Source organism: Ruminiclostridium papyrosolvens DSM 2782 (assembly GCF_029318685.1).
Taxonomy (GTDB): Bacteria; Bacillota; Clostridia; order Acetivibrionales; family DSM-1351; genus Ruminiclostridium; species Ruminiclostridium papyrosolvens.
This window is the reverse complement of record NZ_CP119677.1, coordinates 2,757,716-2,783,638: the sequence shown is the minus strand read 5'-3', so window position 1 is coordinate 2,783,638 and position 25,923 is coordinate 2,757,716. Positions and strand designations below refer to the sequence as shown.

At 37.3% G+C, this 25,923-nt stretch carries 15 protein-coding genes and 2 tRNA genes; 11 read left to right on the top strand and 6 right to left on the bottom strand.

The window, feature by feature from the left end:
* Positions 1–67 precede the first annotated feature (67 nt).
* Entirely contained in the window at positions 68–832 is a 765-nt protein-coding gene (locus P0092_RS12330; RefSeq protein ID WP_004617899.1) for a MerR family transcriptional regulator, read from the top strand.
* Between the two features lie 63 nt (positions 833–895).
* Here the strand turns inward: P0092_RS12330 and P0092_RS12325 are convergent, their stop codons facing one another.
* Positions 896–1,321: a CBS domain-containing protein gene (locus P0092_RS12325; RefSeq protein WP_004617900.1), complete on the bottom strand. Its 426-nt coding sequence runs from the start codon at positions 1,319–1,321 to the stop codon at positions 896–898.
* A 72-nt stretch (positions 1,322–1,393) separates the two neighbouring features.
* Entirely contained in the window at positions 1,394–2,320 is a 927-nt protein-coding gene (trxB, locus tag P0092_RS12320; protein ID WP_004617901.1) for a thioredoxin-disulfide reductase, read from the bottom strand.
* A gap of 125 nt (positions 2,321–2,445) precedes the next feature.
* On the opposite strand from trxB, the gene P0092_RS12315 reads away from it, so the two are divergent.
* The 8 genes from P0092_RS12315 (at position 2,446) to P0092_RS12280 (ending at position 16,515) form a co-directional block, all read left to right on the top strand.
* On the top strand, positions 2,446–4,158 hold the full coding sequence (locus tag P0092_RS12315; protein ID WP_004617902.1) for a flavin monoamine oxidase family protein: 1,713 nt from the start codon (positions 2,446–2,448) through the stop codon (positions 4,156–4,158).
* Between the two features lie 90 nt (positions 4,159–4,248).
* The gene (locus tag P0092_RS12310) at positions 4,249–4,623 is read left to right on the top strand and encodes a CoA-binding protein (protein WP_004617903.1); all 375 of its coding nucleotides are present in this window, start codon (positions 4,249–4,251) and stop codon (positions 4,621–4,623) included.
* A gap of 158 nt (positions 4,624–4,781) precedes the next feature.
* Positions 4,782–5,741 (top strand): CPBP family intramembrane glutamic endopeptidase, encoded by a 960-nt coding sequence (locus tag P0092_RS12305; protein ID WP_004617904.1) that lies wholly within the window; start codon positions 4,782–4,784, stop codon positions 5,739–5,741.
* Positions 5,742–5,765: 24 nt separating this feature from the next.
* A complete protein-coding gene (gene addB, locus P0092_RS12300) occupies positions 5,766–9,212 on the top strand; it encodes a helicase-exonuclease AddAB subunit AddB (protein WP_004617905.1) in 3,447 nt (1,148 codons plus the stop codon).
* 27 nt (positions 9,213–9,239) lie between these two features.
* Positions 9,240–12,986 carry a helicase-exonuclease AddAB subunit AddA gene (gene addA, locus P0092_RS12295; RefSeq protein ID WP_276186909.1) on the top strand — a complete coding sequence of 1,249 codons (3,747 nt, stop codon included), beginning with the start codon at positions 9,240–9,242 and terminating at the stop codon, positions 12,984–12,986.
* Positions 12,987–13,216: 230 nt separating this feature from the next.
* Positions 13,217–13,290, top strand: a tRNA-Gln gene (locus P0092_RS12290).
* Between the two features lie 337 nt (positions 13,291–13,627).
* Complete coding sequence (locus tag P0092_RS12285) at positions 13,628–14,815, top strand: glycosyltransferase family 4 protein (RefSeq protein ID WP_004617907.1); 1,188 nt, start codon at positions 13,628–13,630, stop codon at positions 14,813–14,815.
* A gap of 32 nt (positions 14,816–14,847) precedes the next feature.
* A complete protein-coding gene (locus P0092_RS12280; RefSeq protein ID WP_004617908.1) occupies positions 14,848–16,515 on the top strand; it encodes a ribonuclease J in 1,668 nt (555 codons plus the stop codon).
* A gap of 6 nt (positions 16,516–16,521) precedes the next feature.
* Here P0092_RS12280 and P0092_RS12275 read toward each other — a convergent pair whose 3' ends face one another.
* From P0092_RS12275 to P0092_RS12260, 4 genes are all read right to left on the bottom strand, one after another.
* Complete coding sequence (locus tag P0092_RS12275; protein WP_004617909.1) at positions 16,522–17,772, bottom strand: nucleotidyltransferase; 1,251 nt, start codon at positions 17,770–17,772, stop codon at positions 16,522–16,524.
* A gap of 373 nt (positions 17,773–18,145) precedes the next feature.
* The gene (locus tag P0092_RS12270) at positions 18,146–19,978 is read right to left on the bottom strand and encodes an ABC transporter ATP-binding protein (protein WP_004617910.1); all 1,833 of its coding nucleotides are present in this window, start codon (positions 19,976–19,978) and stop codon (positions 18,146–18,148) included.
* Positions 19,978–21,822: an ABC transporter ATP-binding protein gene (locus P0092_RS12265; protein ID WP_004617911.1), complete on the bottom strand. Its 1,845-nt coding sequence runs from the start codon at positions 21,820–21,822 to the stop codon at positions 19,978–19,980. The genes P0092_RS12270 and P0092_RS12265 overlap by 1 nt, the downstream gene beginning before the upstream one ends.
* Before the next feature lie 468 nt (positions 21,823–22,290).
* Positions 22,291–22,375 (bottom strand) — tRNA-Tyr (locus P0092_RS12260).
* Between the two features lie 329 nt (positions 22,376–22,704).
* Here P0092_RS12260 and P0092_RS12255 point away from each other — a divergent pair.
* Together P0092_RS12255 and P0092_RS12250 are read left to right on the top strand one after the other, a co-directional pair.
* Positions 22,705–24,456, top strand: coding sequence for an ABC transporter substrate-binding protein (locus P0092_RS12255; protein WP_004617912.1), 1,752 nt, complete (start codon positions 22,705–22,707; stop codon positions 24,454–24,456).
* Between the two features lie 94 nt (positions 24,457–24,550).
* Entirely contained in the window at positions 24,551–25,516 is a 966-nt protein-coding gene (locus tag P0092_RS12250) for an ABC transporter permease (RefSeq protein ID WP_004617913.1), read from the top strand.
* Positions 25,517–25,923: the final 407 nt, after the last annotated feature.

Sequence of the window (25,923 nt, the reverse complement as noted above, 5' to 3'; positions counted from 1 at the left end):
TAAGAACAATGTTGACATTCACGTTACGTAAAGGTGTATATTAGTCTTTGTCAGGAGGTGTAAAGCTATGGAATACACAATAAAAAAGCTGGCTCAAATAGCCGGTGTTAGTACAAGGACACTCAGGTACTATGATGAAATAGGCATTCTCAAGCCGGCGAGAATAAATTCATCGGGATACCGAATATATGGTCAGAAGGAAACAGACAGGCTTCAGAATATTTTGTTTTATCGTGAATTAGGAGTGGAACTCGATAAAATAGGAGAATTTGTGAATGATCCGGCTTACGACTGTATTTCAGCTTTACAGAACCACCGAGGAAAGCTTTTGGAAAAGAAAAACCAGTTGGAACAGTTGATTAAGACTATTGATAAAACAATAGCTGCAAATGAAGGGAGAACTGAAATGACTGATAAAGAGAAATTTGAAGGCTTCAAACAGAATATACTTAATGAAAATGACAGGAAGTATGGAGAGGAAATCCGTGAAAAGTACGGAGAAGAGTTTGTGAATAAATCATACGATAAATTTAAGGGTATGTCAGAGGAGCAATACAAGGAATTTGAAGAACTTACGGCCCTTGTTCGGGAGACACTAAATCTGGCTTTTGAAACCGGAGATCCTGCAGGAGAACTAGCACAGAAAGCAGCTGACCTCCATCGCCAATGGCTTAGCTTTTCTTGGCCGAGATACAGTGGTGAGGCTCATGCAGGGCTTGCCCAAATGTATGTAGATGATGAAAGATTCAGGGCATATTACGATAGGGAGCAGCCGGGTATGGCAGAATTCCTGAGAGATGCCATTCTCGTTTACACCGGAAAAAAAGGATAAAATAAAACAAGGCTTCATCAGATAAGAATCTGATGAAGCCTTGTTTTAACTACCCCAATAATTTTATTGAGGCTTTGAAGGTCTTGATATTCCAGTGAGAGTTTCGGCAACCTCAGTGTCGAATTTAGCATCAATAGCCACGTCGCCCAGTGCAACTATACCTACAAGATTGTTCTGGTCAACTACAGGTACTCTTCTTATCTGGCTGTCAGCCATCATTTTGGTTACTTGTGACATTTCCATGTCGGGACTGACAGAGGTTATGCCTGTTGTCATAATATCACTTACCGGTGTTTGCTGAGGGTTCTTACCTATAGCAATGTTCCTGACAACGATATCTCTGTCAGTTACCATACCTACTACGCTTCCTTTGTCGCAAACGGGAATTGAGCCTACATTATGCTGCTGCATCAGCTTTGCAGTATCCACAATAGAAGCATTCGGTTCAACGTAAGTTACATTTGTAGTCATTATATCTTTTACTTTCATTGCAATCATCCTTTCATAAATGAATTCAAAATTATTGTTTCCGAAAGAAATGATTAAAGTCGTGGAAATTTTTTATTTAAAATTTTTCATATTTTCATTTATATACTGTTCGGCAGTATAGGCTGCGGAAGCTCCGTCGGCAGCGGCAGTAATTACTTGCCTGAGGTACTTTTCACGTAAATCTCCGGCTGCAAATACACCGGGAATACTAGTACTCATTCTGTCATCGGTTTTAACATAACCATCCTTGCTTAGTTCTACCTTATCTTTTACAAGGGAGTTGTTAGGATTCAAGCCAATGGCTACAAACAAGCCCTCTACTTTTATGGAACTTTGTTCTCCGGTTTTTATATTTTTAATTTTCAAGCCTTCAACACCAAATTGTCCTTCAATATCTTCTACGACAGAGTCCCATAAAAACTCAATTTTTTTGTTGCAGCACAGCTCGTTTTGAAGGAGCTTTGTGGCTCTCATTGCATCTCTTCTGTGAATTATATATATTTTGGGACAAAACCTTGCCAAATAAAGCGCATCTTCAGCAGCCGTATCACCGCCTCCAACAACTGCAACGGTTTTTCCCCGAAAAAATGCGCCGTCACATACTGCACAGTAGGATACGCCTGAACCTCTTAATTTTTCTTCTTTTGGCAGTCCCAGCATTTTTGGTGATGCACCCATGCTAAGAATAATTGTTTTACTTTCGAAAGTATTATTTTTAGTTTTAACCTTTTTTATATTTGAATTCAAATCAAGCTCGAGTACTTCATCATTTAATACTACGGTACCGAATTTTCTTGCCTGTTTTTCCATTCTCAAAGCAAGGTCGGAGCCTCCGATAGGTTCCTCAAATCCGGGGTAGTTTTCCATTACGTCCGTTGTAGCCATTTGTCCGCCAGAAAACATTTTTTCAATAACCAGGGTGTCAAGTTGTGCCCTGGAACTGTAGAGAGCAGCTGTATAACCTGCCGGACCTCCTCCAATTATTATAACGTCATTCATAACTATTGCCTCCAAAAATAAATGTAATATTATATGAATTCCCAAATTAAAGTAAAATAAAACACAAAAAATAACTACTTTTCATATAAATAATTAGAGAAGTAATGTAGATTGAGAGATAGTATATGATTTGTCCAACGATTCTATATTCTAAAGAACCAAGACCACCTCAGCCTGATAATCCATCATTCGAGGAACGACAAATTATGGCAAAATATGCGTTATACAGGGCCTGTCATCCTGAGGACTACTGCAATATCTTTAATGCATTTTCACCATCTGAGAATATTACATCAATAGCCAAGCCCGGACAGTTTAAAGGGAAAAGTGTGGGAATTATCGGAGGAGGCCTTGCAGGAATGTCAGCCGCCTACGAGCTTCGTAAGCTTGGGTTTGATATAACAATATTAGAGGCATCGGAGGAGAGGATAGGCGGAAGGGTTTATACATATTATTTTGACAGGGAAAAAAAGCTTTACGGAGAATTTGGGCCTATGAGAATACCTGTCAACCACGAGACAGTATGGCATTATATTAATTTATTCAAGCTTGATACAAGGCCTTTTATACAGAGTGAGCCGGAGACTTTTATATATCTTCACCAGAGAAGAGCAAGAAATGATCCATTTGGTAAAAATGTAATGAAATATATTTATCCCACCTATGATCTTACGTCGTGGGAAGCAAAAACAGCATGGCAGGAGTTGGGATATTACGGAATAGAAACACCTGTACTTGAGGCTCCACCGTCTTCCAGAGCAGAGATTATTCAGGTAAAACCACGATATAGCAGGCAGTTGTTGTTCTGGGACAGCCTTAATTCCCGTCAGATGTTTGAACATAAAAAACTCAGTCAGGGGGCAATTAACCTCCTTTCAAACCTATTCCCAATAGCAGGAGAGTTCCTGTATCATAATTATGTTGATATGGTGCAGGAGTATTTCCCTGTAAATTTCTGGTTTTTATATGAAATTACAGGAGGGATGGTAAATTTGCCTTTGGCATTCCATAGATCATTTGTAAGTAATGAACCCTGGGAGTATTATCCTGACATACCGTCTGAACTTCTGGGTAAAGTTACTTGGAAGCAGGGAACAAAGGTAAAAGGCATATATAAATGTCTCGAAAACGGCAGAGTAACCCTTACATATGATAATACAAAGCTTATGGAATCAGGCTACGAAAATTTTGATTACATTGTGTGTGCAGTTCCTTTTTCAGTTTTAAGAACCTTTGAAATAGCTCCTATGTTCAGCAGTTTAAAAATGCAGGCTATAAAAGAAGTAACTTACGGAAATGCCCAAAAGACTCTACTTAACTGCAACAGGAGATTCTGGGAGGAACAGGGTATATATGGAGGCGGTTCATATACTGATTTACCAATTACCACCATATGGTATACTTCCAGTCGGTGTCAGGTTCCTCAGGAACTTAATCAAAGAAGTACAGCGGCCGAACCCGGCGTAATTGTGGGTTCCTATAATTTTAATCTGGATGCTGTAAGACTGGGTAATATGACTGAAGAGGATAGATTTGACAAGGTTAAGAGAAATGTTGAAGAAGTCCACGGACTCTCCAAAGGCTATCTGAACGACATTGTTACAGACATGAAAACACAGGTATGGGATAACGATCCGCTTTCCAGAGGTGCATTCTGTTATTTTACACCCCAACAGAAAAAATTATTTTCATGGGCAATGACGCTGCCGGAATATGGAGAAAGAGTATACTTTGCTGGAGAACATGTATCTGCAATACACCGATGGCAGCAAGGAGCACTTAAAAGCGGTATGGAAGCCGCAAATGCCATAGCTCGCACGAACTTGTATACACGTTGAAAATAATTAGTGTTTTATAATTGATACAGGTGGTATACTAAAAGTATAAGAATATTCTTCTATAGAATATAACAGAAAGGGATAAATCCAATGAATGAAGAACAAATGCTTGAAAAAAAGGTATGGGCTGTAGTGGGTGCGAATCAGAACCCCGAAAAGTACGGCAACAGAATATATAAAAAGTTGAAAAGCAGAGGCTATGAGGTTTATCCTGTAAACCCTGGATACGAGACTGTAGAAGGTGACAAATGCTATAGAGATTTGTCCTCACTTCCGCAAAAACCGGAAGTAATAGATATGGTTGTTTCTCCAAAAAGAGGGAAGACTGTTATAGAAGAAGCTGCAAAATTAGGCATTAAAAACATATGGCTTCAGCCCGGAACATATGATGATGAATTGTTAAAAAGAATTAATGAGCTTGAACTTGATGCAGTTATGGCATGTGTACTTGTAGCTTTGAGGTAGAACATAAAAATTTAAATAAAGGGAATTGTTGCAAGACATATAAAATATAATTTGCGACAATTCCCTTTTACATATTGGATTAAAGCATTTTAATGAAAATAAAAAAATAGTATAATTAAAACTATAACAGCTTTTATATAAAATGTTGGAGGACTAATATGTCAATTAAATATCAGGATATGGCTGTGACAGGTAATACTAAGCCATCACGCTTTGTAGCTTCTGTATCAGTTATACTATACTTTTATTTCTTAATCGGAGGCTTTGTAGGCTCAATACCCGTAATATATGCTTTAATCAAAAATAGGGATGCTTTCATGGATTTAACCCTAACAACTGATGTTTATGCATTTATGAATAAATACGTAAATCCTTTTACAAACTATATATTTACAAATTTTACAATTTATTTCATGTTGGCGGGATTAATTATAGCAACAAAGTTTATACATTATAGAACATTTACTTCACTGATAACAACGAAACGAAAAATGCAGTGGAGCAGATTCTGGGTAGGCTTTTTAGTATACGGTGGGCTTATTGCTGTGGGGTCAGTAATTGATTATTTCTTATCACCTGAAAGTTATTCATTTACTTTTGATGCATCTAAATTCTGGATAGCTTTGCCTTTCATCCTCATAATGACACCCTTACAGGCGGCTACCGAAGAACTTGTATTCAGGGGATACTTAATCCAGAGCTTTGGACTAAAAATAAAAAACGGTATGCTGCTTTCGGTTATTTCTGGTGTTATGTTCATGCTCCCGCATCTTATGAACCCTGAAGTAACCGCTTCAAGCAAAACAGGTGTTATAAGTACTATATGCATGGTTTTGAATTATTTTGTTGTTGGAATGCTTTTTGCCATGATTACAATAAAAACAAACTCTTTAGAGGCAGCGATAGGGGCTCATGCGGTGAATAATCTGGTAGCATTTTTACTTGTAAGCTATCCTGATAATGCACTTTCAACCAATACCGTATTTTACACATCGACTTTTAACCCGGCAGGCAGTCTTATTTCAGTAATAGTTACAGGTGTTTTATTTTACTTCATTACAGGATTAATAATAAAAGAACCGGTGCAAACCGAAGAAGACATAAAAACTACTTGCTAAAATACATAAGAAAAGGAAGAAGCTATGAGTCTTCAATTTATATATGGAAGGTCAGGTTCGGGAAAGTCCTTTCATTGCTTAAAATCAATAAAAACTAAACAGAATAAGGACAATAGTAAAAAACTTGTCCTGCTTGTACCGGAACAGTATACATTACAGGCAGAACGTGACCTGATAAAGGTTCTGGGAACAGGAGGAATTTTAAATACTGAGGTGTTAAGCTTCAGAAGAATGGCCTACAGGGTAATGAACGAGGTGGGAGGAATTACATATCCTCATATACATCCTGCCGGAAAGAGCATGATTATATATCGTATTCTGGACAGACTTAAAGAACAGTTTACTATATTCCACAAATCTGCCAATTGCAAGGGCTTTGTAAATACCTTATCAACACTTATAACCGAGCTGAAAAGATATAATGTAAGAGCTGATAGCTTTGATGAAGTATTAGAGGGACTTACCGAGGACAATTATCTTTTGCATAAGCTAAAGGAAATAAAGTTAATTTACAGTGAATTTGACAATATGCTGGAAAGTCGCTACAGAGATACGGATGATGAACTGACTTTACTGGCTTCTAAACTGGATTCTACAGAAATGTACAGTAAAGCGGAGATATGGATTGACGGCTTTGCCGGCTTTACTCCTCAGGAGGTTGAGGTAATATCTAAGCTTATCCAACAGACAGAGAATGTTTACATAACTATGTGTACCGATGTACTTTTTGATGAGATGCAGTCAGGTTCAACAGATGTTTTTGCGGCAGTAAAAAAATCCTGCAAAAAATTTGTAAGTATTGCAGAAGCAAGCGATGTAAAAATACTTCCGCCTGTAGGTCTGAACTCAGCAAACCTGCCCAGATTTAAAGAAAGCAGAGAACTTCAGAGCCAAGAAGCCAATTACTTTGCTTATCCTTACAGGGTTTATCAGCAGCCGACGACAGATATAGAGCTTTTTGAGTCGGTAAATATTTATGCTGAAATCGAAGAATGTGCAAGGGATATAATCAGACAGTGCCGCGACAATGATATGCAGTTTAAGGATATAACCGTCGCCACAAGAAATCTTACAGGATATGAAAATCTTATAGAGGTAATTTTTGAACAGTACAACATACCTTGTTTTATAGATTCCAAAACTGAAATAACAAATCATCCGTTAGTCAGGATGGTTCTTTCAATGCTGGAGATATTTACTGAAAATTGGTCTTATGAAGCGGTGTTCAGATATCTGAAATCAGGGCTTACGGGAATAGAGGATACAAGGATAGATTTACTGGAAAACTATGTTCTGGCCTGCGGTATCAGGGGCAGTCGTTGGACGCAGGAGGCAGAATGGAATACAAGTATTGAATTCAGACCTGACGATAAACAGAGTCCCGAAAATGATGAAATGCTGCTACAGGTAAATGTGACCAGAAATGAAGTAAGAGAGCCTCTTTTACGTTTTCGAAACAGGACAAAGGGAAGAAGAACTGCGGAAGATTTTTGTACGGGTATTTATGAGTATCTGGTTGAAATCGGTGTAGAAGAAAGAATTCGTGATTATATAGACAGTTTTACTCAAAATGGACAGCTAAGGCTTGCTGGAGAGTATCAGCAGGTGTGGAACATACTTATGGATGTTTTTGATCAGGTTGTAGAAGTAATGGGAGATGAAACCTTCGGAATTGAAAAGTTTGCCAACGTATTTAAAATAGGACTGGCAGAATACAAGATTTCATCTATTCCGGCATCCCTTGATCAGGTTTTGATAGGAAGTATTGAGCATCTGAGAAGCCATGAAATAAAGGCTTTGTACATTCTTGGAACCAATGACGGAGTATTTCCGTCCGCCGGTATAAGCGAAGGGGTTTTATCTGATAAAGATAGAGATGTACTAAACAAAAAAGGTATTGAGCTGGCCAGTGACACAAAATCAAAAGCTTTTGACGAGTTGTACCTTATATATAGAACATTGACAATGCCAAAAAACTTTCTGAGAATAAGCTGGCCCATTGCCGACCATGAGGGAAGAACAATGCGTCCTTCCACAATAATATCAAGGATGCGAAAGATATTTCCTAATATAACCGAAAAAAATAATATATTAAAACCTGCTGGGGTCAATAACAATATTGATTTAATAGCATCACCCGTACCTTCCTTTAATCAGTTGGTCTCAATTCTGAGGCAGAAAAATGAGGGAATTGAGCCGGGACACATGTGGAAGGAATTATTTGCATGGTTTTCAGCTCAGGAAGAATGGAAGCAAAAGTGTGATGCAATGATAAATGCATTGAAATACAGAAACATAGCAGTCCCGGTGGATAAGGCAAAAATTCGGGAACTGTACGGAAAAAATCCATACTTCACAGTTTCAAGATTGGAAAAGTACACTTCATGCCCCTTTGCATTTTATGTACAATATGGTCTGGGGGCAAGAGAAAGAAAGATATACAGATTGAGTCCTCCCGACGTCGGAACCTTTATGCATGCAGTTATCGAAAGATTTTCAAAGATGGTTGATGAAAACAACTATTCCTGGAGGGAAATTGACAGACAATGGTGCAGCGATGAGGTTTCAAAAATAGTAGATGAACTTTTGGCCAGCATGAAAAATACTATACTTGGAGGCTCAAAAAGGTTTAAAGCCCTTGCAGTAAGACTCAAACGAGTCGTAACAAGAGCTGTGTGGCTTATTGCAGAGCATATACGGAGGAGCAGTTTTGAACCTGTGGGTTATGAGGTGGAATTCGGAGAGGGGGGAGCATACCCTCCCATAGTTATTGAACTGGATTCCGGTGAAAAGATAAAACTTGTTGGCAGAATTGACAGAATTGATACATTGAGTACTGATAACGGAAAATATCTGAGAATTGTAGACTATAAATCAGGTGATAAGGATTTTAAACTCAGTGATGTTTATTATGGGCTTCAAATGCAGCTTATAACCTATTTGGATGCACTTTGGGAATCCTCCGAAAATAGTGGCGAAAAGGCTTTGCCGGGAGGAATTCTGTATTTCAGAGTTGACGATCCTATGATAAAAGGCACAGGCAGCAGTTCTCCGGAGGAAATAGAAACAGCCATAATGAAAAAGTTAAAAATGAAGGGGTTGCTTCTTGCTGATGTTCAGCTTATTAAATATATGGACAACACAATTGAAGGGAACTCCATCATTATTCCTGCAAGAATAAATAAAGGAGATGTTTTGGGGAAATCATCTGCTGCTACCATAGAACAATTTACAGTATTAAGAAGCTTTGTAAAGCAGATTTTAAAAGATATGTGCAGCGAACTTATGAAGGGGAAGGTCCCCATAAGTCCGTACAAAAAAAAGAAGTTAACTTCCTGCAGCTACTGCAATTACTCATCAGTATGCCAATTTGATCAGACTCAAAAGGATAACAGCTTCAGGATGCTGCATGATAGAGATGATGACCATATATGGAAGCTTATGGATGGAAATAACTTAAAAGATAATTAATGAATGTACGTAAAGGGGAACATATACATGTCTGAAACTAAATGGACAAAAGAACAATACGCCGCCATAACCCAAAAGGACTGCAATCTGCTTGTGGCTGCGGCAGCCGGTGCAGGCAAAACCGCTGTACTTGTTGAAAGGATAATAAGAAAGATAACTGATGCAGAAACCCCTGTGGACATAGATTCATTGCTGGTAGTAACTTTTACAAATGCTGCTGCTACTGAAATGAGAGAAAGAATAGGGGCGGCCATATCCGATTCAATAGAAAAAAATCAAGGCTCAAATAATATTTCAAGACAACTTGTACTTCTGAATAAGGCTTCCATTACTACAATTCATTCCTTTTGTCTGGAGGTTATAAGAAGCAACTTTCAGAGTATTGAAATAGACCCTACTTTCAAGATACTTGATGAGACAGAAGCTACACTATTAAAATCGGAAACCTTGAGTGAGCTGTTTGAGGAAATTTACGAGGATGTTGAGGGGAACGAAGATTTTTTTGACCTCTTGGAGTCCTACGGGAGCAACAGAGATGATGAGAAGATTCAAGAGATGGTACTCAACATATACAGTTTTGTCCAGAGCTATCCTTGGCCGGAAAAATGGCTTGAACAGCAAGTGGAAAGATATAATTTCGAGAGTACCTGCGACTTTGGTGAGACATCCTGGGGTAGAATTCTTATGGAAACCAGTTTTATGAAACTTGAAGGACTCAGAGGTATTATGAATGAAGCCTGTGAAAAAATCAAATACGCGTCTGGTCTGGAAAAATACCTGCCTGTTTTTGTTGAGGATAACGATAACCTGAATAGGCTTTTAGAGGTGTATAAAAACGGAGCTCATTGGGACAGACTGTACGACTATATAAACAGTTTTGAATTTCAGACTTTGCCCAGATGCGGAAAGGACGCAGAAAAAACAGTACAGGAAAGCGTAAAGAAAACAAGGGACGAGTTAAAGTCTGTAATTACCGGACTAAGAAATGAAGTTTTTTTTATGAAGTCTGATGAAATAGCTTCTGACCTTAAAGCCATGTACCCTGTACTGAAATGTGTTTCAAAGCTGGTTGTTGATTTCGGGAGACGATATTCACAGAAAAAGAGTCAGAGAGCTTCTGTTGATTTCAACGACCTTGAGCATTTTTGCCTTAATATATTGGCGGAGACTGATGAAGACGGAAAAATACGTCCCACAAAAATTGCACAGCATTACAAGGATAAATTTACTGAAATATTGGTGGATGAATATCAGGACAGCAATTTGGTTCAGGAAATAATTATTAATATGATTTCAAAAGAAGATAGAGGCAGTCCTAATGTATTTATGGTAGGAGATGTAAAACAAAGCATATACAGGTTCAGACAGGCAAAACCTGAACTTTTTCTTGAAAAATATGATAATTACTCAATTGATGAAGGCAGCAGCTACAGAAAAATATTGTTGTTTAAGAATTTTCGAAGCAGGAAGGAAGTTGTTGACGGAATCAACTATATATTCAAGCAAATAATGTCTCAAAAGGTGGGAGAGCTTGATTACAATGAAATAGAAGAACTGAACCCCGGAGCAGGCTTTCCTCCATGTCAAAATGAAAAAACAGTAGCAGGAGGGGCTATTGAGCTGCATTTGATAGAAACCTCCGCTGCGGATAATAGCGCGCAATCGGAAGTAAATGAAGAGATGGAGGAAGATGATTCATCGGAAGAAGAGGAAATACTCGACAATATTCAAAAGGAAGCCAGAATGGTTGCAAACAGGATAATAGAGCTGTTTAAACCTGATTCAGACGGAAAAAAGTTTGTTATATACGACAAAAAACTTGGTGATTACAGGGAGGTCAGGTTCAATGACATAGTAATACTGTTGAGAACCACCAGAAATTGGACAGAGGTGTTTTCAGAAGAACTTGCCAAATCGGATATACCTGTTTTTGCCGATACAGGAAGCGGCTTTTTTAAGACACCGGAAGTACAGGTAGTATTGTCTTTACTTCAAATAATTGATAATCCTTATCAGGATATTCCTTTGCTTTCAGTATTAAGATCACCAATAGTAAATTTCAGTACCGGGGATTTGGCAGAAGTACGTCTTATGAACCGTAACGCTTCCATATTTGAAGCAATCAAAGAAATATCAGGGCAGGATAAGGAAGTTTCAAAGAAATCCTCCGCTTTTCTGGAAAAGCTTTCAAAATGGAGAGAGATGTCACTCTATATGTCAACTCACAAGCTTATATGGCAACTATATGATGAGACGGGGTATTTCAGTATAGTAGGAGCAATGCAGGACGGTGAAAGGAAGCAGGCCAATCTGAAAATACTGTTTGAACGTGCTTTGCAGTTTGAGAATACAAGCTACAACGGTCTTTTCAATTTTATAAGCTTTATTGATAAGCTGAAGACAAACAAGGGTGATATGGGAAGTGCAAAGGTTCTTGGAGAAAACGATAACGTTGTCAGGCTAATGAGTATACACAAGAGCAAGGGATTGGAATTCCCGGTTGTTTTTTTGTGCGGCTGCGGTAAAAAGTTCAATATGCAGGATATGTACAAAAGTGTTTTGCTCCATCAGGAACTTGGCTTTGGGCCTGATTTTGTTGATTATAAAAGAAGAATAAAGTACCCTTCCATTCCAAAACAGGCAATATCTCAGAAGATAAGAGTCGAAACCTTATCTGAGGAAATGAGAATACTCTATGTAGCAATGACGAGAGCCAGAGAGAAGTTGATAATTACCGGCTCGGTAAATAATGCTGAAAAATCGGCATTAAAGTGGTTGGGTACGGCGCAGAGTAACGGCAATAAGTTTCCGTCCCATAATATGCTCAAGGCACAGAATTATCTGGATTGGATATGCCCTTCAATTATGAGACACAAGGATTCGGAAGCTTTAAGAAAAGCTGCAGGCCTTGGCGTGGACTATAGCGGGCCTGTTATTTCAGATGAATCCTTCTGGAAAATAATACTTACCAATCAGTCGGGTATTGCTGTAACAAAGAAGATGGAAACAGATATAAAGGGTAGGGAAGACATACTAAACTGGCTTCATCAAAAGGAGAATTGTGATAATGAAGCTGCTATTGAGATTCATCGTCGTTTGGGCTGGAAATATCCTTACAGGGAGTTTGCCCAAATTCCCTCTAAACTATCAGTAACAGAGCTAAAGAGGTATTTTAATCTAAATAACGATGAAGATAACAGTCAGCCGGAATTCAAGACTACTACAATAAAAAAACCTGCATTTCTGGAGAAAAAGAAAGGGCTTAGTCCTGCAGAAAAGGGAACTGCCATGCATTTTGCAATGCAACATATGGACTTCCGTAATCAAGATATTGAGGGACAGATTGAATTAATGGTTAAAAAAGAGCTTTTGACAGAAGTTCAGGCAAAAAGTATAGACATCAGAAAAATACGTTCTTTTATTAATTCAGCAGTAGGAAAGAGAATGCTTGACTCCTGTAAGATACACAGAGAGGTTCCCTTTAACATTGAATTACCCTATAAGGAAATCTATCCTCAGTTGCCTGATGCGAGCGACTATGAGGACAAAATACTGCTTCAGGGGGTTATTGATTGCTATTTTGAAGAGGAAGACAATATTGTCCTTATTGATTATAAAACTGATTATGTTCCTGACGGTGATATTGAGGTAATGAAAGAAAAGTACAAACTGCAGATTTCTTATTATTCAAGAGCTTTAGAAATGCTGACTTTAAAACGGGTTAAAGAAAGATACATTTATTTATTCTCAACAGGTGATATATTAGAAATGTAAAAAAAAAGGCCCTTGTAAATATTAAGCCTTTAAATAGGAATTTTACAAATGCTTAATATAAGTATATGACTATAGCTTTTGTAAAATATTATATTTATGTTAAATTTTAGTTAATTATTTGTCTGAAATAAAGTATAACATATTATAAGCAAAAAAATATAAAAAAATAGTGAAAAATGTATTGACATAAATATTCAGCCTGTGCTACAATACCTCTTGTCGATGAGCGATGCGGGTTTGTGTAATGGTAGCACGACTGATTCTGGTTCAGTTTGTCAGGGTTCGAGCCCTTGACCCGCAGCCAAAAGTATTTCAGTTTGGTCTTAATCAAACTGAAATACTTTTTTCATGTTGAAAGAATTTATTTTATTCTGTATATAGAAAAACAGAAGTTATAAAACTTCTGTTTTTTTAAGTAATCTTCTTTGTTATCCGTCCGGGGAAAACAAAAGAGACGTATATATTGGTAATAATATTATAGTTTTATTCTAATATAGTGTCAATTACTTTTAGGAATAAATTTTAAATATAACATAAAATGTTTATTTTGAAAAAGATATACCATTATGATAAAATGGTATAGGTTATTTGTAATTTTATGTATATACATTATATATCTTCATTGAAAATGAGGAATATTTATGAAAATATTAATGCTTTCATGGGAATACCCACCAAGAATAATTGGAGGTATTTCAAGAGTAGTGCATGATTTGGCACATATGTTAGGTAATTGCGGTAATCAGGTGCACATTGTTACCTGTTGGGAAGATGGTACACCTGATTTAGAAATTGAAGGTAATGTAACAGTACATAGAGTCCATGTCAGAGAGGTTTCTACAACCAACTTTATAGAATGGGTTTTGCAACTGAACTTCTCAATGCTTGAAACGGCAGTCAAACTTTTACAGGAAAACAGATTTGACATTATTCATGCACATGACTGGCTTGTTGCTTACGCTGCAAAAGTTTTGAAAAACTCCTTTTCAATTCCGTTGATTTCCACCATTCATGCAACTGAATTTGGTAGGAATAACGGAATTTACTCTGATATGCAAAAAGCAATCAACGATGTTGAAGTAATGCTTTCTGAAGAATCGAGAAAATTAATAGTAAATAGTAAATATATGAAAGAAGAAATTAAATCTATATTTAATATATCTGGGGATAAAATAAGTGTAATAAGTAATGGAATCGAATTAGATAAATTCGATAACATAGAATATGATTTTAAATTCAGAAATAATTATGCTGCCCCAAATGAAAAAATTGTATTTTTTGTGGGAAGACTTGTAAGTGAAAAGGGAGTGCATGTATTACTAAATGCAATACCTAAAATTATAAGAAGTTATAACGATGTTAAGTTTGTAATTGCGGGCAAAGGACCGTGTTTAAATAGTTTAATTGAACAAAGCCGTAATCTGAAAATTCAGAACAGAGTTTATTTTACCGGTTTTGTAGGTGAGGAGGTTTTACAGAAGTTATACAAATGTTCAGATATTGCAGTTTTTCCAAGTACCTATGAACCTTTTGGAATTGTGGCACTTGAAGGAATGGTTGCAGGCATTCCAGTAGTGGTATCAGATACCGGAGGGCTTATGGAAATAGTGGAACACAGGGTGAATGGAATGAAATTTTACAGCGGAAATTCCAATTCTCTGGCAGACTGTATTCTTGAACTGCTTTGTGATGATAATTTAGCAAGACAGATTAGTATTAATGCGTTAAAAAATGTACATAAGCTTTATAATTGGAATAGAATAACGGAGCAAATTTTACATGAATATAACTATGTTATTTCTCAATATAACAGCTCAAATAGGTTTTGATTTTATTATTTAGTTAAAATGGAGGTTTAATTGTGTCAAAGAGTAAAAAGAAATTAAAAGTAATACCCTTAGGCGGATTACAGGAAATAGGTAAAAATATAACTGCTTTTGAATACGGTGATGACATTCTGGTTGTTGATTGCGGACTTTCATTTCCCGAAGATGAAATGCTGGGCATAGATTTGGTAATACCTGATGTTACGTATTTGATTAAAAATAAAGAAAAAGTAAGAGGTATTGTTCTGACTCATGGTCACGAGGACCATATAGGTGCACTGCCATATGTATTGAGGGAATTAAATGTACCTATATACGGAACAAAGCTTACACTTGGTTTGATAAAGTGCAAACTTGAAGAACATGGACTTCTTGATTCGGTTCAGATGGAAACGGTTCATCAGGGACAGACTGTAGAATTAGGAGCTTTTAAAGTAGAGTTTATACGATCCACTCACAGTATTGCCGATGCCGTAGCTTTGGCTATATTCACACCTATCGGTACTGTAATCCATACGGGAGATTTTAAAATTGACTATACCCCAATAGAGGGACAGCCAATGGATCTCGCAAGACTTGCGGAAATAGGCAAGAAGGGTGTACTTCTGCTAATGTGTGACAGTACAAATGTAGAAAACGAAGGATATACACTTTCGGAGCGTACGGTAGGAGAGACCTTTGACGAGATATTTATGAACTGCAAAAGCAGAATTCTGGTAGCAACTTTTGCTTCAAACGTTCACAGAGTTCAGCAGATATTCAATGCAGCCGTTAAATTCGGACGTAAGGTTACAGTTCTTGGAAGAAGTATGATTAATGTTGTAAATGTTGCAATGGAGTTGGGTTATCTGAATGTGCCGGAAGGAGTATTGATTGATCTTGACAGCATGGACAAGGTGCCAAGGGACAAGCTTGTAATAATAACTACAGGCAGTCAGGGTGAACCAATGTCAGCTCTTACAAGGATTACATTCAATGAACATAAAAAAGTTGAAATAGTTCCTGATGATTTGGTTATTATATCAGCTTCACCAATACCCGGAAATGAAAAACTGATTTCTAAGGTAATAAATGAGCTGTTCAAAAAGGGAGCAAAGGTAATATATGAAGCACTTGCGGATGTCCATGTATCAGGACATGCGTGTCAGGAAGAAATTAAGCTGATTCATAACTTAGTTAAACCAAAGTTCTTTATGCCGGTACATGGAGAACACAGGCATCTGAGACAGCATGCTGAGCTTGCCCTGAAAATGGGTTTGCCAAGAGAGAAGATATTCATAATGGAAATAGGGAAGGTTCTGGAGCTTACAAATGACTCAGCAAAAATAAACGGGTCTGTTACGTCAGGTAAGGTTCTTGTTGACGGTTTAGGTGTCGGAGACGTAGGAAATGTTGTTTTAAGAGACAGAAAGCATCTTTCACAAGATGGATTAATAGTTGTGGTAATTACAATAGAGGGTGATACCGGAAATGTAGTTGCAGGACCGGATATAATCTCAAGAGGCTTTGTATATGTCCGTGAATCTGAGGATTTGATGGAACAGCTTAAAGAAATAGCAAAACAGGCAATATTCAAAAGTTCTTCTAAACATCAGGGAGACTGGTCCATAAGAAAGTCAGCTATAAGAGAGGCTCTAAAGGACTGTATTTATGAGCGTACAAAGCGTAAACCAATGATATTGCCTATAATAATGGAAATATAATACTATTTACCTGCAAATTACAATATTTTGAGTAAATTCTTGCCCGGCTTTTTTGAAAGCCGGGTTTTTGTATGCCAAAACATATGTGTCTGTAGCCTGAGCCTCAATCTCCAGCATTCGTGAAACCAAACTGTCTGAGGAGGTCTTGTAGCCGGATGCCTTGGTTACAACGGGAATTGCCGACTTCTTTTTCATAACGGACAGCAGTTCACGTCCTTTTTCGTTAAAACCTAAAATTCTGGCATATTGAGGACCACCACTTTTCATGAATTTCTCCGTATCAATCCTTTTCATTCCGGCAAGAAGAGATATGAGTATTCTTTGTATACGTGTTTTAGGATAACGTTTAGTGCATATATTGGCAAGAAGCTCATCAAAAGAGCCTGAGTTTTCTGCGGCATTTTTAATCCTATATTCCAGACCTTCAGAAACATCCTGAATACTCTCCAATTCTTGTGGTGTAGCGCGACGAAGAAAGGCCAGCAAAATATTTTCATAAGAATACAAGCTATTTGGCCCTCTGCCCATGGAAATTTCCCTTTCCAAAATCTTTTGTGCCAGTAGCGGCATGGCTTGACTGCCGAAAACAACTTTACTCCGGTGAATAATGTTTCTGATAGCAGTGGCACTGGAAATATCTCCTGTAAGTTCTTGGGTATTATAGCTGTTGGATATCCTTTTTACTGTAGACGGCTGTATGTTGCTGTTAAGCTTTATAAGAGCCTTTAAATATTCCAGAGCAAGTATATTGTTAGAAGTTTCAAGCAGACTTGCAAGAGCCTCATTGGATTTATCCTGTGTTTTTAGATATTTTTCCAAAGCTTTTTGTCTGCAAACAGGGAAGGAAAGTCCTGCGGACAACTGGCTTTTCAATTCGTTCCTATAGCTTTCCGGCTCGGAGACAAGAATTTCGGCCAATTCTTGAAGAGATTGAATATCTCCTGACTCACTCCCAAAAGAAAGACAATCAACTATACCTATGCTGTTCAGTATGCTTACGGCACCATATGCAAAAAATTCTGCACTTGATACCGCAAAGGGAACAGGCAGCTCTATGACTAAATCCACACCGTGTCCAAGTGCGATTTCGGTTCGGGCAAATTTATTAATTATAGCAGGTTCGCCTCTCTGTATAAAGTTACCGCTCATTACACAAACTACGGCATCACAGCCGGTAAGTTTTTTTGATTCTTCTATATGATACATATGCCCGTTATGAAAAGGGTTGTATTCAGCAACTATTCCAAGTACCTTCATTTGTTCTCTCCATGTCATTTGATATGGGTATTATATCAATTATTAATAAAATTTATCAATGGGGGAAGATAATTATTAATTTACTTGCATTGGTGCAGATACCAAGGTTGTATGTTTACCCTGAACAAGCTTCAAATAAAATGTTTGCACACAAAGCTATTGCTTGAAATAAGTTCGGCTCACAGCTCACCTTTTTTAACGTTGCAACGACTCGCACATCGTGTGCTCGGCGTGTTGCATAAAGTGTCATCCTGTCACTTTACGTAAAAAAGGATTACTGTGAGCCTACAATTTCAGCAAAAGCTATGAATTGTGCTTCACATTTATTTGAACTTGTGAACATTACACAACGGTTCAGCACTTACAAGTTAATTTATGCATTATTCAAAACTGCTGCACCAGTTTCTTCTTCGAACTGCTTTTTGTACAGGGAATAGTAGTACCCTTTTTGCTTAAGCAGCTCGCTGTGATTCCCACATTCCATAATTTTACCATTTTTAACAACCAGAATAATATCTGCTTTCTTAATAGTAGAAAGTCTGTGAGCAATTAAAAACGATGTCCTGTTTTTAAGAATATGCATTATTGCTTCCTGAATCATTTGCTCAGTCTGAGTGTCAATGGAGGAGGTTGCTTCGTCAAGTACGAAAATCCTTGGGTCTGAAATAACTGCACGTGCAAATGAAATCAGTTGTTTTTCGCCAGTAGAGAGTCGGTCGCCGCCTTCGCCTATATTTGTGTCAAGACCGTTTTCCAGACTGTTAATTACACTGTCTGCAGCCACTATTTTTATGGCGGCTTCTATCTCATCATCAGTGGCATCGAACTTACCGTAACGAATATTATCCCGTACAGTTCCCGAAAACAGGTGTGGACTTTGGAGAACATAGCCTATGTTATTGTGCAGCCACAATTGTGAACGCTCCCTGTAATCTCTTCCGTCTATGAGTATCTGACCTTCAGTTGGCTCAAAAAACCTGCATGCAAGATTAACCAGAGTACTTTTACCTGCACCGGTCTCACCAACGATTGCAACGGTTGTTCCTGCCGGTATTTTCAGATTAAAATCTGTCAGTATATATTCGTCACCGTCAGGGTATTTAAAAGTAACATTTTTAAACTCAATGTCTCCTACTAACATTTCCCAGTTTTCTTTCTTGGGATTAAAATTATCTCCATATTTTTCAATAACCTGAGGAGTATCCGTTATATCAGGCTCAGTCTCTAACAGACCTGTAACACGTTCTATATTTGCCTGAGTAGACACGAAGTCAGCAAATACACGGGCTATTTGCTGTATTGGCTCGAAAATGCTGACAGCGTAGGTTATGAATACAGAGAGTGTACCTAATTCCATTGGGTTTTTCATTACAACGTAACCGCCGTAAGTCAATACCATCGTGAGAGAAGTTGCGCTGAAACACAGAATGATTGGTATAAATACAGCATTCAATACAGTTGCACGCATAGTCGAAGAGTAGAACTTATCGGTAACCTGTGAAAAATCCTTCAGGTTGTTGTCTTCAATTACCAGAGTTTTAGAGGTTCTTGCTCCTGTTATCCCTTCATTGAAAGCACCTGTCATGGTTGAATTAATTTTTCTTATTTTTCTGTTAACGTGCAGAATCTTTTTCTGAAAGTACATAGTTATAACAGAAATAAAAGGAATAATAGTCATTACCAACAGGGCCAGCTTAACGTTAAGGAACAACATTGCTATGAAAACGCCGATTACATAAATAACAGCCCATAGCAAATCAATCAGACCCCAGGATACCATTTGGCCTATCCTTCCGGTATCACTCATAACTCTTGCCATCATATAGCCCACAGGAGTCTTGTTGTAATAAGTAAAGGAAAGCTTTTGCAAGTGTACAAAAAGAGACTTTCTGATGGACTTTGATACATTAAGCTCAACAGTCATTGCATTTCGTATGAAAACAATTACTGCTATAGCCTGAATAATTAGTACACAAAGGTTTACCAAGGCAAATTTCTCTATTCCGTCAGTAGACTTTGGTGTTATAAAATTGTTTATAGCATACCGTTGAAAAAACGGATATAAAATGTCAATTAAAGAAACAAGTATTAAAAATGACATAGCCTTTGCAAAGGGTTTTTTATAAAGCTTTACAAAGGGAACAACATTTTTCCAGACCTTTATTGAAAAAGGTTTTTTGTAATCTTCTTCTTCATAATATGCCATTAATTGCCACCTCCAGTTTGGACAGCTGAATCTGAAAGCTCAGTTTCAAGACTGCTTTGTATATCGTATATTTTTTTATAGATACCTTTGTCATTGGCAAGTAATTCAGTATGTGAACCGATTTCCGTTATTTTACCGTTATCCAGAACCATGATTACGTCTGCCTGCATTAATGTGGTAATTCTATGGGAAATCAGGAGTACTGTACTTTGACCTGTGCTATTCTTTAAGGCACTACGGATTTTTGTATCTGTTTCAGAGTCGACTGCAGAAAGGGAGTCGTCAAATATCATAATAGGCGGCTGCTGCATAAGCATTCTTGCAATAGCGACTCTTTGCTTTTGTCCTCCCGAGAGAGTAACTCCACGCTCACCAACAATAGTGTCATAATTCTTGGAAAAGCTCATAATGGCTTCATCTACTGCAGCAATATCTGCACAATTGCGGATTCGCTCCATATTCCCGGTATTTTCAAAAATATCTATGTTTTCCTTAATGGTTTTAGAAAATAAAAACGGTTCCTGAAGAACAAAGCCAATATTCTTACGGAGATGTTCAAGCTGTATTTTCCTGATATCCATTCCGCCAATTTCAATTGAACCCTGACCTTCTGGCAGGTTATATAATCTGTCCAGAAGATATGTTATTGTAGATTTACCGGAACCAGTACCCCCCAGTATTCCAAAAGTGGTTCCTGACTTAATTCTGAATGAGATATCCTTTAGAACAGGCTTAACACCTTCATAATCGAAATTGACATTCCTAAACTCAATATCGCCTGTCATGTCAGGTGTCACAGCGTCTTCACAATCTTTTTCTTCTTCCTCAGCAACTATTTCCAGTATACGATTCAGAGAAACACTGGTTTTACTAAGCTCCGAAAGGATACGTCCAAAGTTCCTTACGGGCCAAATCAACATAGAATTATAGAAAACAAATACCAAAAATTCACCAAGAGTAATAATTCCCTTTGATGCGTCGATTGAGCCCATGATTACAATTAATGAAACCTGAAGCCCTGAAACAAAATCTCCTATACCCCAGTATTTACTTAGAAGAAAGCCTAGTTTAATCCAGTAGTTGGCAAAATGATCATTTTTATTATCAAAGTTTTCAATTTCATGGTTCTGACGTCCAAAAGCACGCACTACACGTACTCCCGTGAGGTTTTCCTGTACCATTGCAGACAATGCACCCTCTGCTTCGTCTGCAAATTTAAACTTAGCAGCAATTTTATGATAGAAAATTGCCGAATATGCCACAACGACAGGGAAGAAGGCCAGTGCTATAAGAGAGAGCCTGATATTCATTGTAAACATAATGGTAATAGAGAAGCCTACTAAAAAAACAGTTCTTATCATTTCTATAAGCTGCTGAGAGATAAAATTTCTTATAACCTCAACATCCGAAGTACATCTTTGTATTATGTCCCCGGTCTGGTTTTTGACATGCCAGCTGTAAGGCAGTCTCTGAATATGATTGAACAGGTGGTTTCTCATTTTACGGATTGTACCTTCAGAAGCCTTCGCAATACATATTCTGAAAAGTAATGTAAACAAGCCTGATAATGCGGCAAGTAAAAGTGCCAGAAGGGAGCAGCCAAGCAGATTGCTTCTCAGCATATCTCTGCCTCCATGGGTATTTATATAATTCAGAATGAATTTTGGCAGTTTTAACTCTTCATTGCCAATAACTGAATCGACTATAATCTTAGTTATTTGCGGCATCAGATAATTGAATACTATTGCTAACATTGTAAACAACACTGCAAAAGCAAACAACCACTTATATCCTTCCATGTATGAGTATAGCATCTTGAATCGACCTTTGTTTTTTGATTGCATGATAAATCTCCTTATATAAAATGTAATGATTACTTAGTAACAGTCAATAGCACTTGAAAACAGGGTATATTATGAAATATTTTTGAAAAATAAGGAATAAAAAAACACGATAACGCAAGCATCGTGTTCAATATATTTATTTAACATATTTAACTGTATGACGGTTACTTAAGTGCTGACCTTAAAAAAGCAAAACAAAATTACAATTGTTTTACATAAAGGTCCGATATTAAATTATGTATTAAATACCCCGCTAATTTTATTGTACATATTTTTTAAACACTCCTTTCACCGAATTTGTAATATAGAGAATACATTACCAACATATGTTATTACAGCATAGTAAGTCCTGTCAATAGCTGTAATATATTTGTAAAATAAAAAATGTAAAAACATTATGTTTCCTAAAGAAATTAGGACAAGAAAAAACTCTGTACAAAGTATAAATACGAATGTACAGAGTTTTTTTGGTGGAGGGAGATGGATTCGAACCATCGAAGTCAGAGACAACAGATTTACAGTCTGCCCCCTTTGGCCACTCGGGAACCCCTCCAAAATCAATATGTTGTTTTCAGCAACAAATAAGATTATGCACTAAATACTACATCTTGTCAACAACTTTTGATAATTTTATTTAATTATATTTAGATGAAGAATACTTCTTGAAAAATAATAACATAATTATAAATATGAGTTACAAATTGCTAAACAAAGAAATATATGGTAAAATAACAAATAATTACAAATTACAATCTGGCTTAAAACATGCATGTTAAGTTTAGCATGGATTAATTCTATTGGAAGCAAGGGTGCTCCATATTGCAGAATATCTGTGTTTTTTTGTAAGCAAAATGCTATTAACATTAAATAAGGGGGATTGCAATGAAGAAGAGATTAGCAATATTATCAATTGTATTGTCAATTATTTTGACCATACCTGCATGCACCAGTAAATCAGAAACCGGGAATACATCCGGAAGCTCGTCATTAAACACGTCAGCAGGAACAAAGGCTACTCAGACAGGATTTGACTACAAGAAGTACGGTGTTGAATATACTTCTGCTACAGATCCTTTAAAGAGTCCTAAAGTTGCAACAGACAGAAAAGACACATTAGTTATTGGTTTACCGGATACAACAGGAATATTTAATTTTTTATACGGAGATAATGCTTATGATTGGTATATGATATATACCATGTTTGATTTTAATGTAGACGTTGATTTTGACGGCAAGGCAATGCCGGGTGCAACAGATTATAAAGTTTCGGATGACGGACTTACATATACTTTTACAATCAAAGACGGAGTTAAGTTCTGGGATGGAAATCCTGCTACAGCCACTGATTTAGAATTCGCGTATTATCTGGAAGCCGACCCTAATTATGATGGGCCGTCGGATATATCAAAAGCATTTATAAAAGGCCTTGATGCATATAAAAAAGGTAAGGCTGATAAAATTGAAGGAATAAAGGTAATTGATGACAAAACACTGCAGATTACCGTTGACAAAGCCAGTGGTCCTGCAATCTATGGATTACAGGTTCCGTTACTTGAAAAGAAGTACTATGGTGCTGATTTCAAAAAGGGTGATACAGCAAAAGTCAAGGAAAAAAACGGAGCACCAATGGGTACAGGCCAATATAAGTTTGTAGAGTATAAAGCAGGGCAGGAGCTGAAGCTTGTGGCTAACGAAAATTATTTCAAGGGAGCTCCTAAAATCAAAAATCTGATATTTTCAATAACACCTACAGGACAGGAACTTCAAAGGGTTAAAGCAGGAGAGACGGATATTGATATGGCTGATGTTTCACCTGACAATATGAAAGCGGCAAAGGATGCCGGATTTATAGACATATACAGATTCCCTACCAATGGTTACGGATATGTGGGATTAAACGATGCTGACCCAAAATTCAGTGATGTAAAAGTACGGCAGGCACTTATGTATGCCCTTAACAGAGCTGCTGTCGTAGAAAAGGTATACGGCGAATATGCAAGAGTCGTAAATATACCTGAATCAAATGTATCATGGGCATACGACGATGAGGGCTGCAATACATATGAATACAATCTGGATAAAGCCGGACAGCTGTTGGATGAAGCAGGCTGGAAGCTGAACAGTAACGGAAAACGTGAAAAGGACGGTAAAGAGTTCAAAATTAAGTTCTCCTGCATGAGTCCTCATCCTGTAACGGACATTATGGTTCCGGTTATGAAGGACGATTATGCAAAGCTGGGAATAGATGTTACAGTTGAGAATCTTGACTGGCCGACTCTTCAGCAAAAGGCAACCAAAAAGAAGCTGGAAGCTTATTTTATGGCTAGCGGACTTACCCCGGACCCTGACAATTCATTAGCAAATGCATATAAATCAACCGCATCTCAAAACTATTACAATTATAAAAATGACAAAGTAGATAATCTGTGTGAAAAAGGGCTGAATGAAATAAGCACAGAAAAGAGAAAACCTATTTACAAGGAACTCTACAAAATTTTGAATAACGACTTACCTGTACTTTTTGTTTATCAGAGAAGTGACATGTGGGTAGCTAATTCCAGAATAAAGAACTACGAACTATCATCTTTCAGGGATTTCTTCTATAACTTATATAAAGCGGAAGTTGGAAAGTAAGAAATTTTCACATTTTGTTTTTGAGAATGTCCGTCATTAAAATGCACGGGCATTCTCTTTAACCCAAATAAACAAACGACAGGAGAGTTGTGACATGTGGAATTACTTGGCCAGAAGAATCCTTCAGATGATACCAATTTTAATTGGAGTTTCCATAATATTATTCTTGATTATAAATCTGGTTCCCGGAAATTTTATTGATTCAAAAGTTTCCTCGACACATATGACACCCCAGCAAATTCAACATCTTAAAGATATTTACGGGATTAACGACCCGATTTTTCTCAAATATTTTAAATGGATTAAAGGAGCCATTCATTTTGACTTCGGTGATTCGTTTACCTATCAGAAACCCGTTTCTACCGTAATCAATACATATGTATGGAATTCTTTCAGTATTGCGCTGGTGGCCTTTATCCTTGAGCTGCTTATTGCAATTCCTATAGGTATTATCTCAGCTACCAGACAATATTCAAAAACTGATATGATCTTTACTTTTTTAGCTTTAATCGGAATTTCCTTTCCATCCTTTTTCCTTGGATATATTTTAATAAAAATATTTGCCGTAAACCTTCATATTCTGCCGCTGGCGGGTTTGGATACCCCAGGTTCCAGCTATATGGGGATTGCATTTATCATTGACCGACTGAAACATATGATACTGCCGGTCTTGGTACTTGCGTTGATTAGTGCAGGGTCTATGATGAGGTATACAAGAACTGCTGTCCTTGAAATAGTAAAACAGGATTATATAAGGACTGCCAGAGCAAAAGGTCTAAGTGAAAAGGTAGTTATATATAAACATGCATTGCGAAATGCACTGATTCCTATTGTTACTCTTATTGGTCTTTCACTCCCCGGATTATTTTCAGGTGCAATCATAACAGAAAGTATATTTGGTATTCCGGGTATAGGAAAAATTGCACTGGAAGCGGTTACAAAAAGAGATTATCCCCTTTTGATGGGGTTTTCACTGTTTGTTGCTGTACTTACCCTTCTGGGAAATCTGCTTTCGGATATTTTCTATGCAATTGTTGATCCCAGAGTTAAGTTAAAGTGAGGTGGAAAGAAAAATGAAGATAAAAATATTAGCTATGATAGCATTGTTTGCAGCAGTTTTGTGTTACATACTCCCATTTCTCACATTTAAGGATTACAGTTCAATAAACGGGTTTACTCTTATAACGTCGCTGTTCAAAAGAAAAGAGCTTCACAAGCTAACTGAAAATATACAGACATATGTATTTACCAGTACTTCAGTTCCTCTGCTTGTATCATTTTTACTGTTTATTGCTGCCATTGCCTTTTTAGCATACTATCATTTCCGTAAAAGCAGTAAAGCACTCTCCGGCGCTTTGGGTTCGGTTATAGTTGCAGTAATATCTTATGGAGTACAGCTTTCCAACAGTCAGACTTCAATAACTGATTTTTTTGGGACTATCCTTCTTGAACTAAAAACCGGTGATG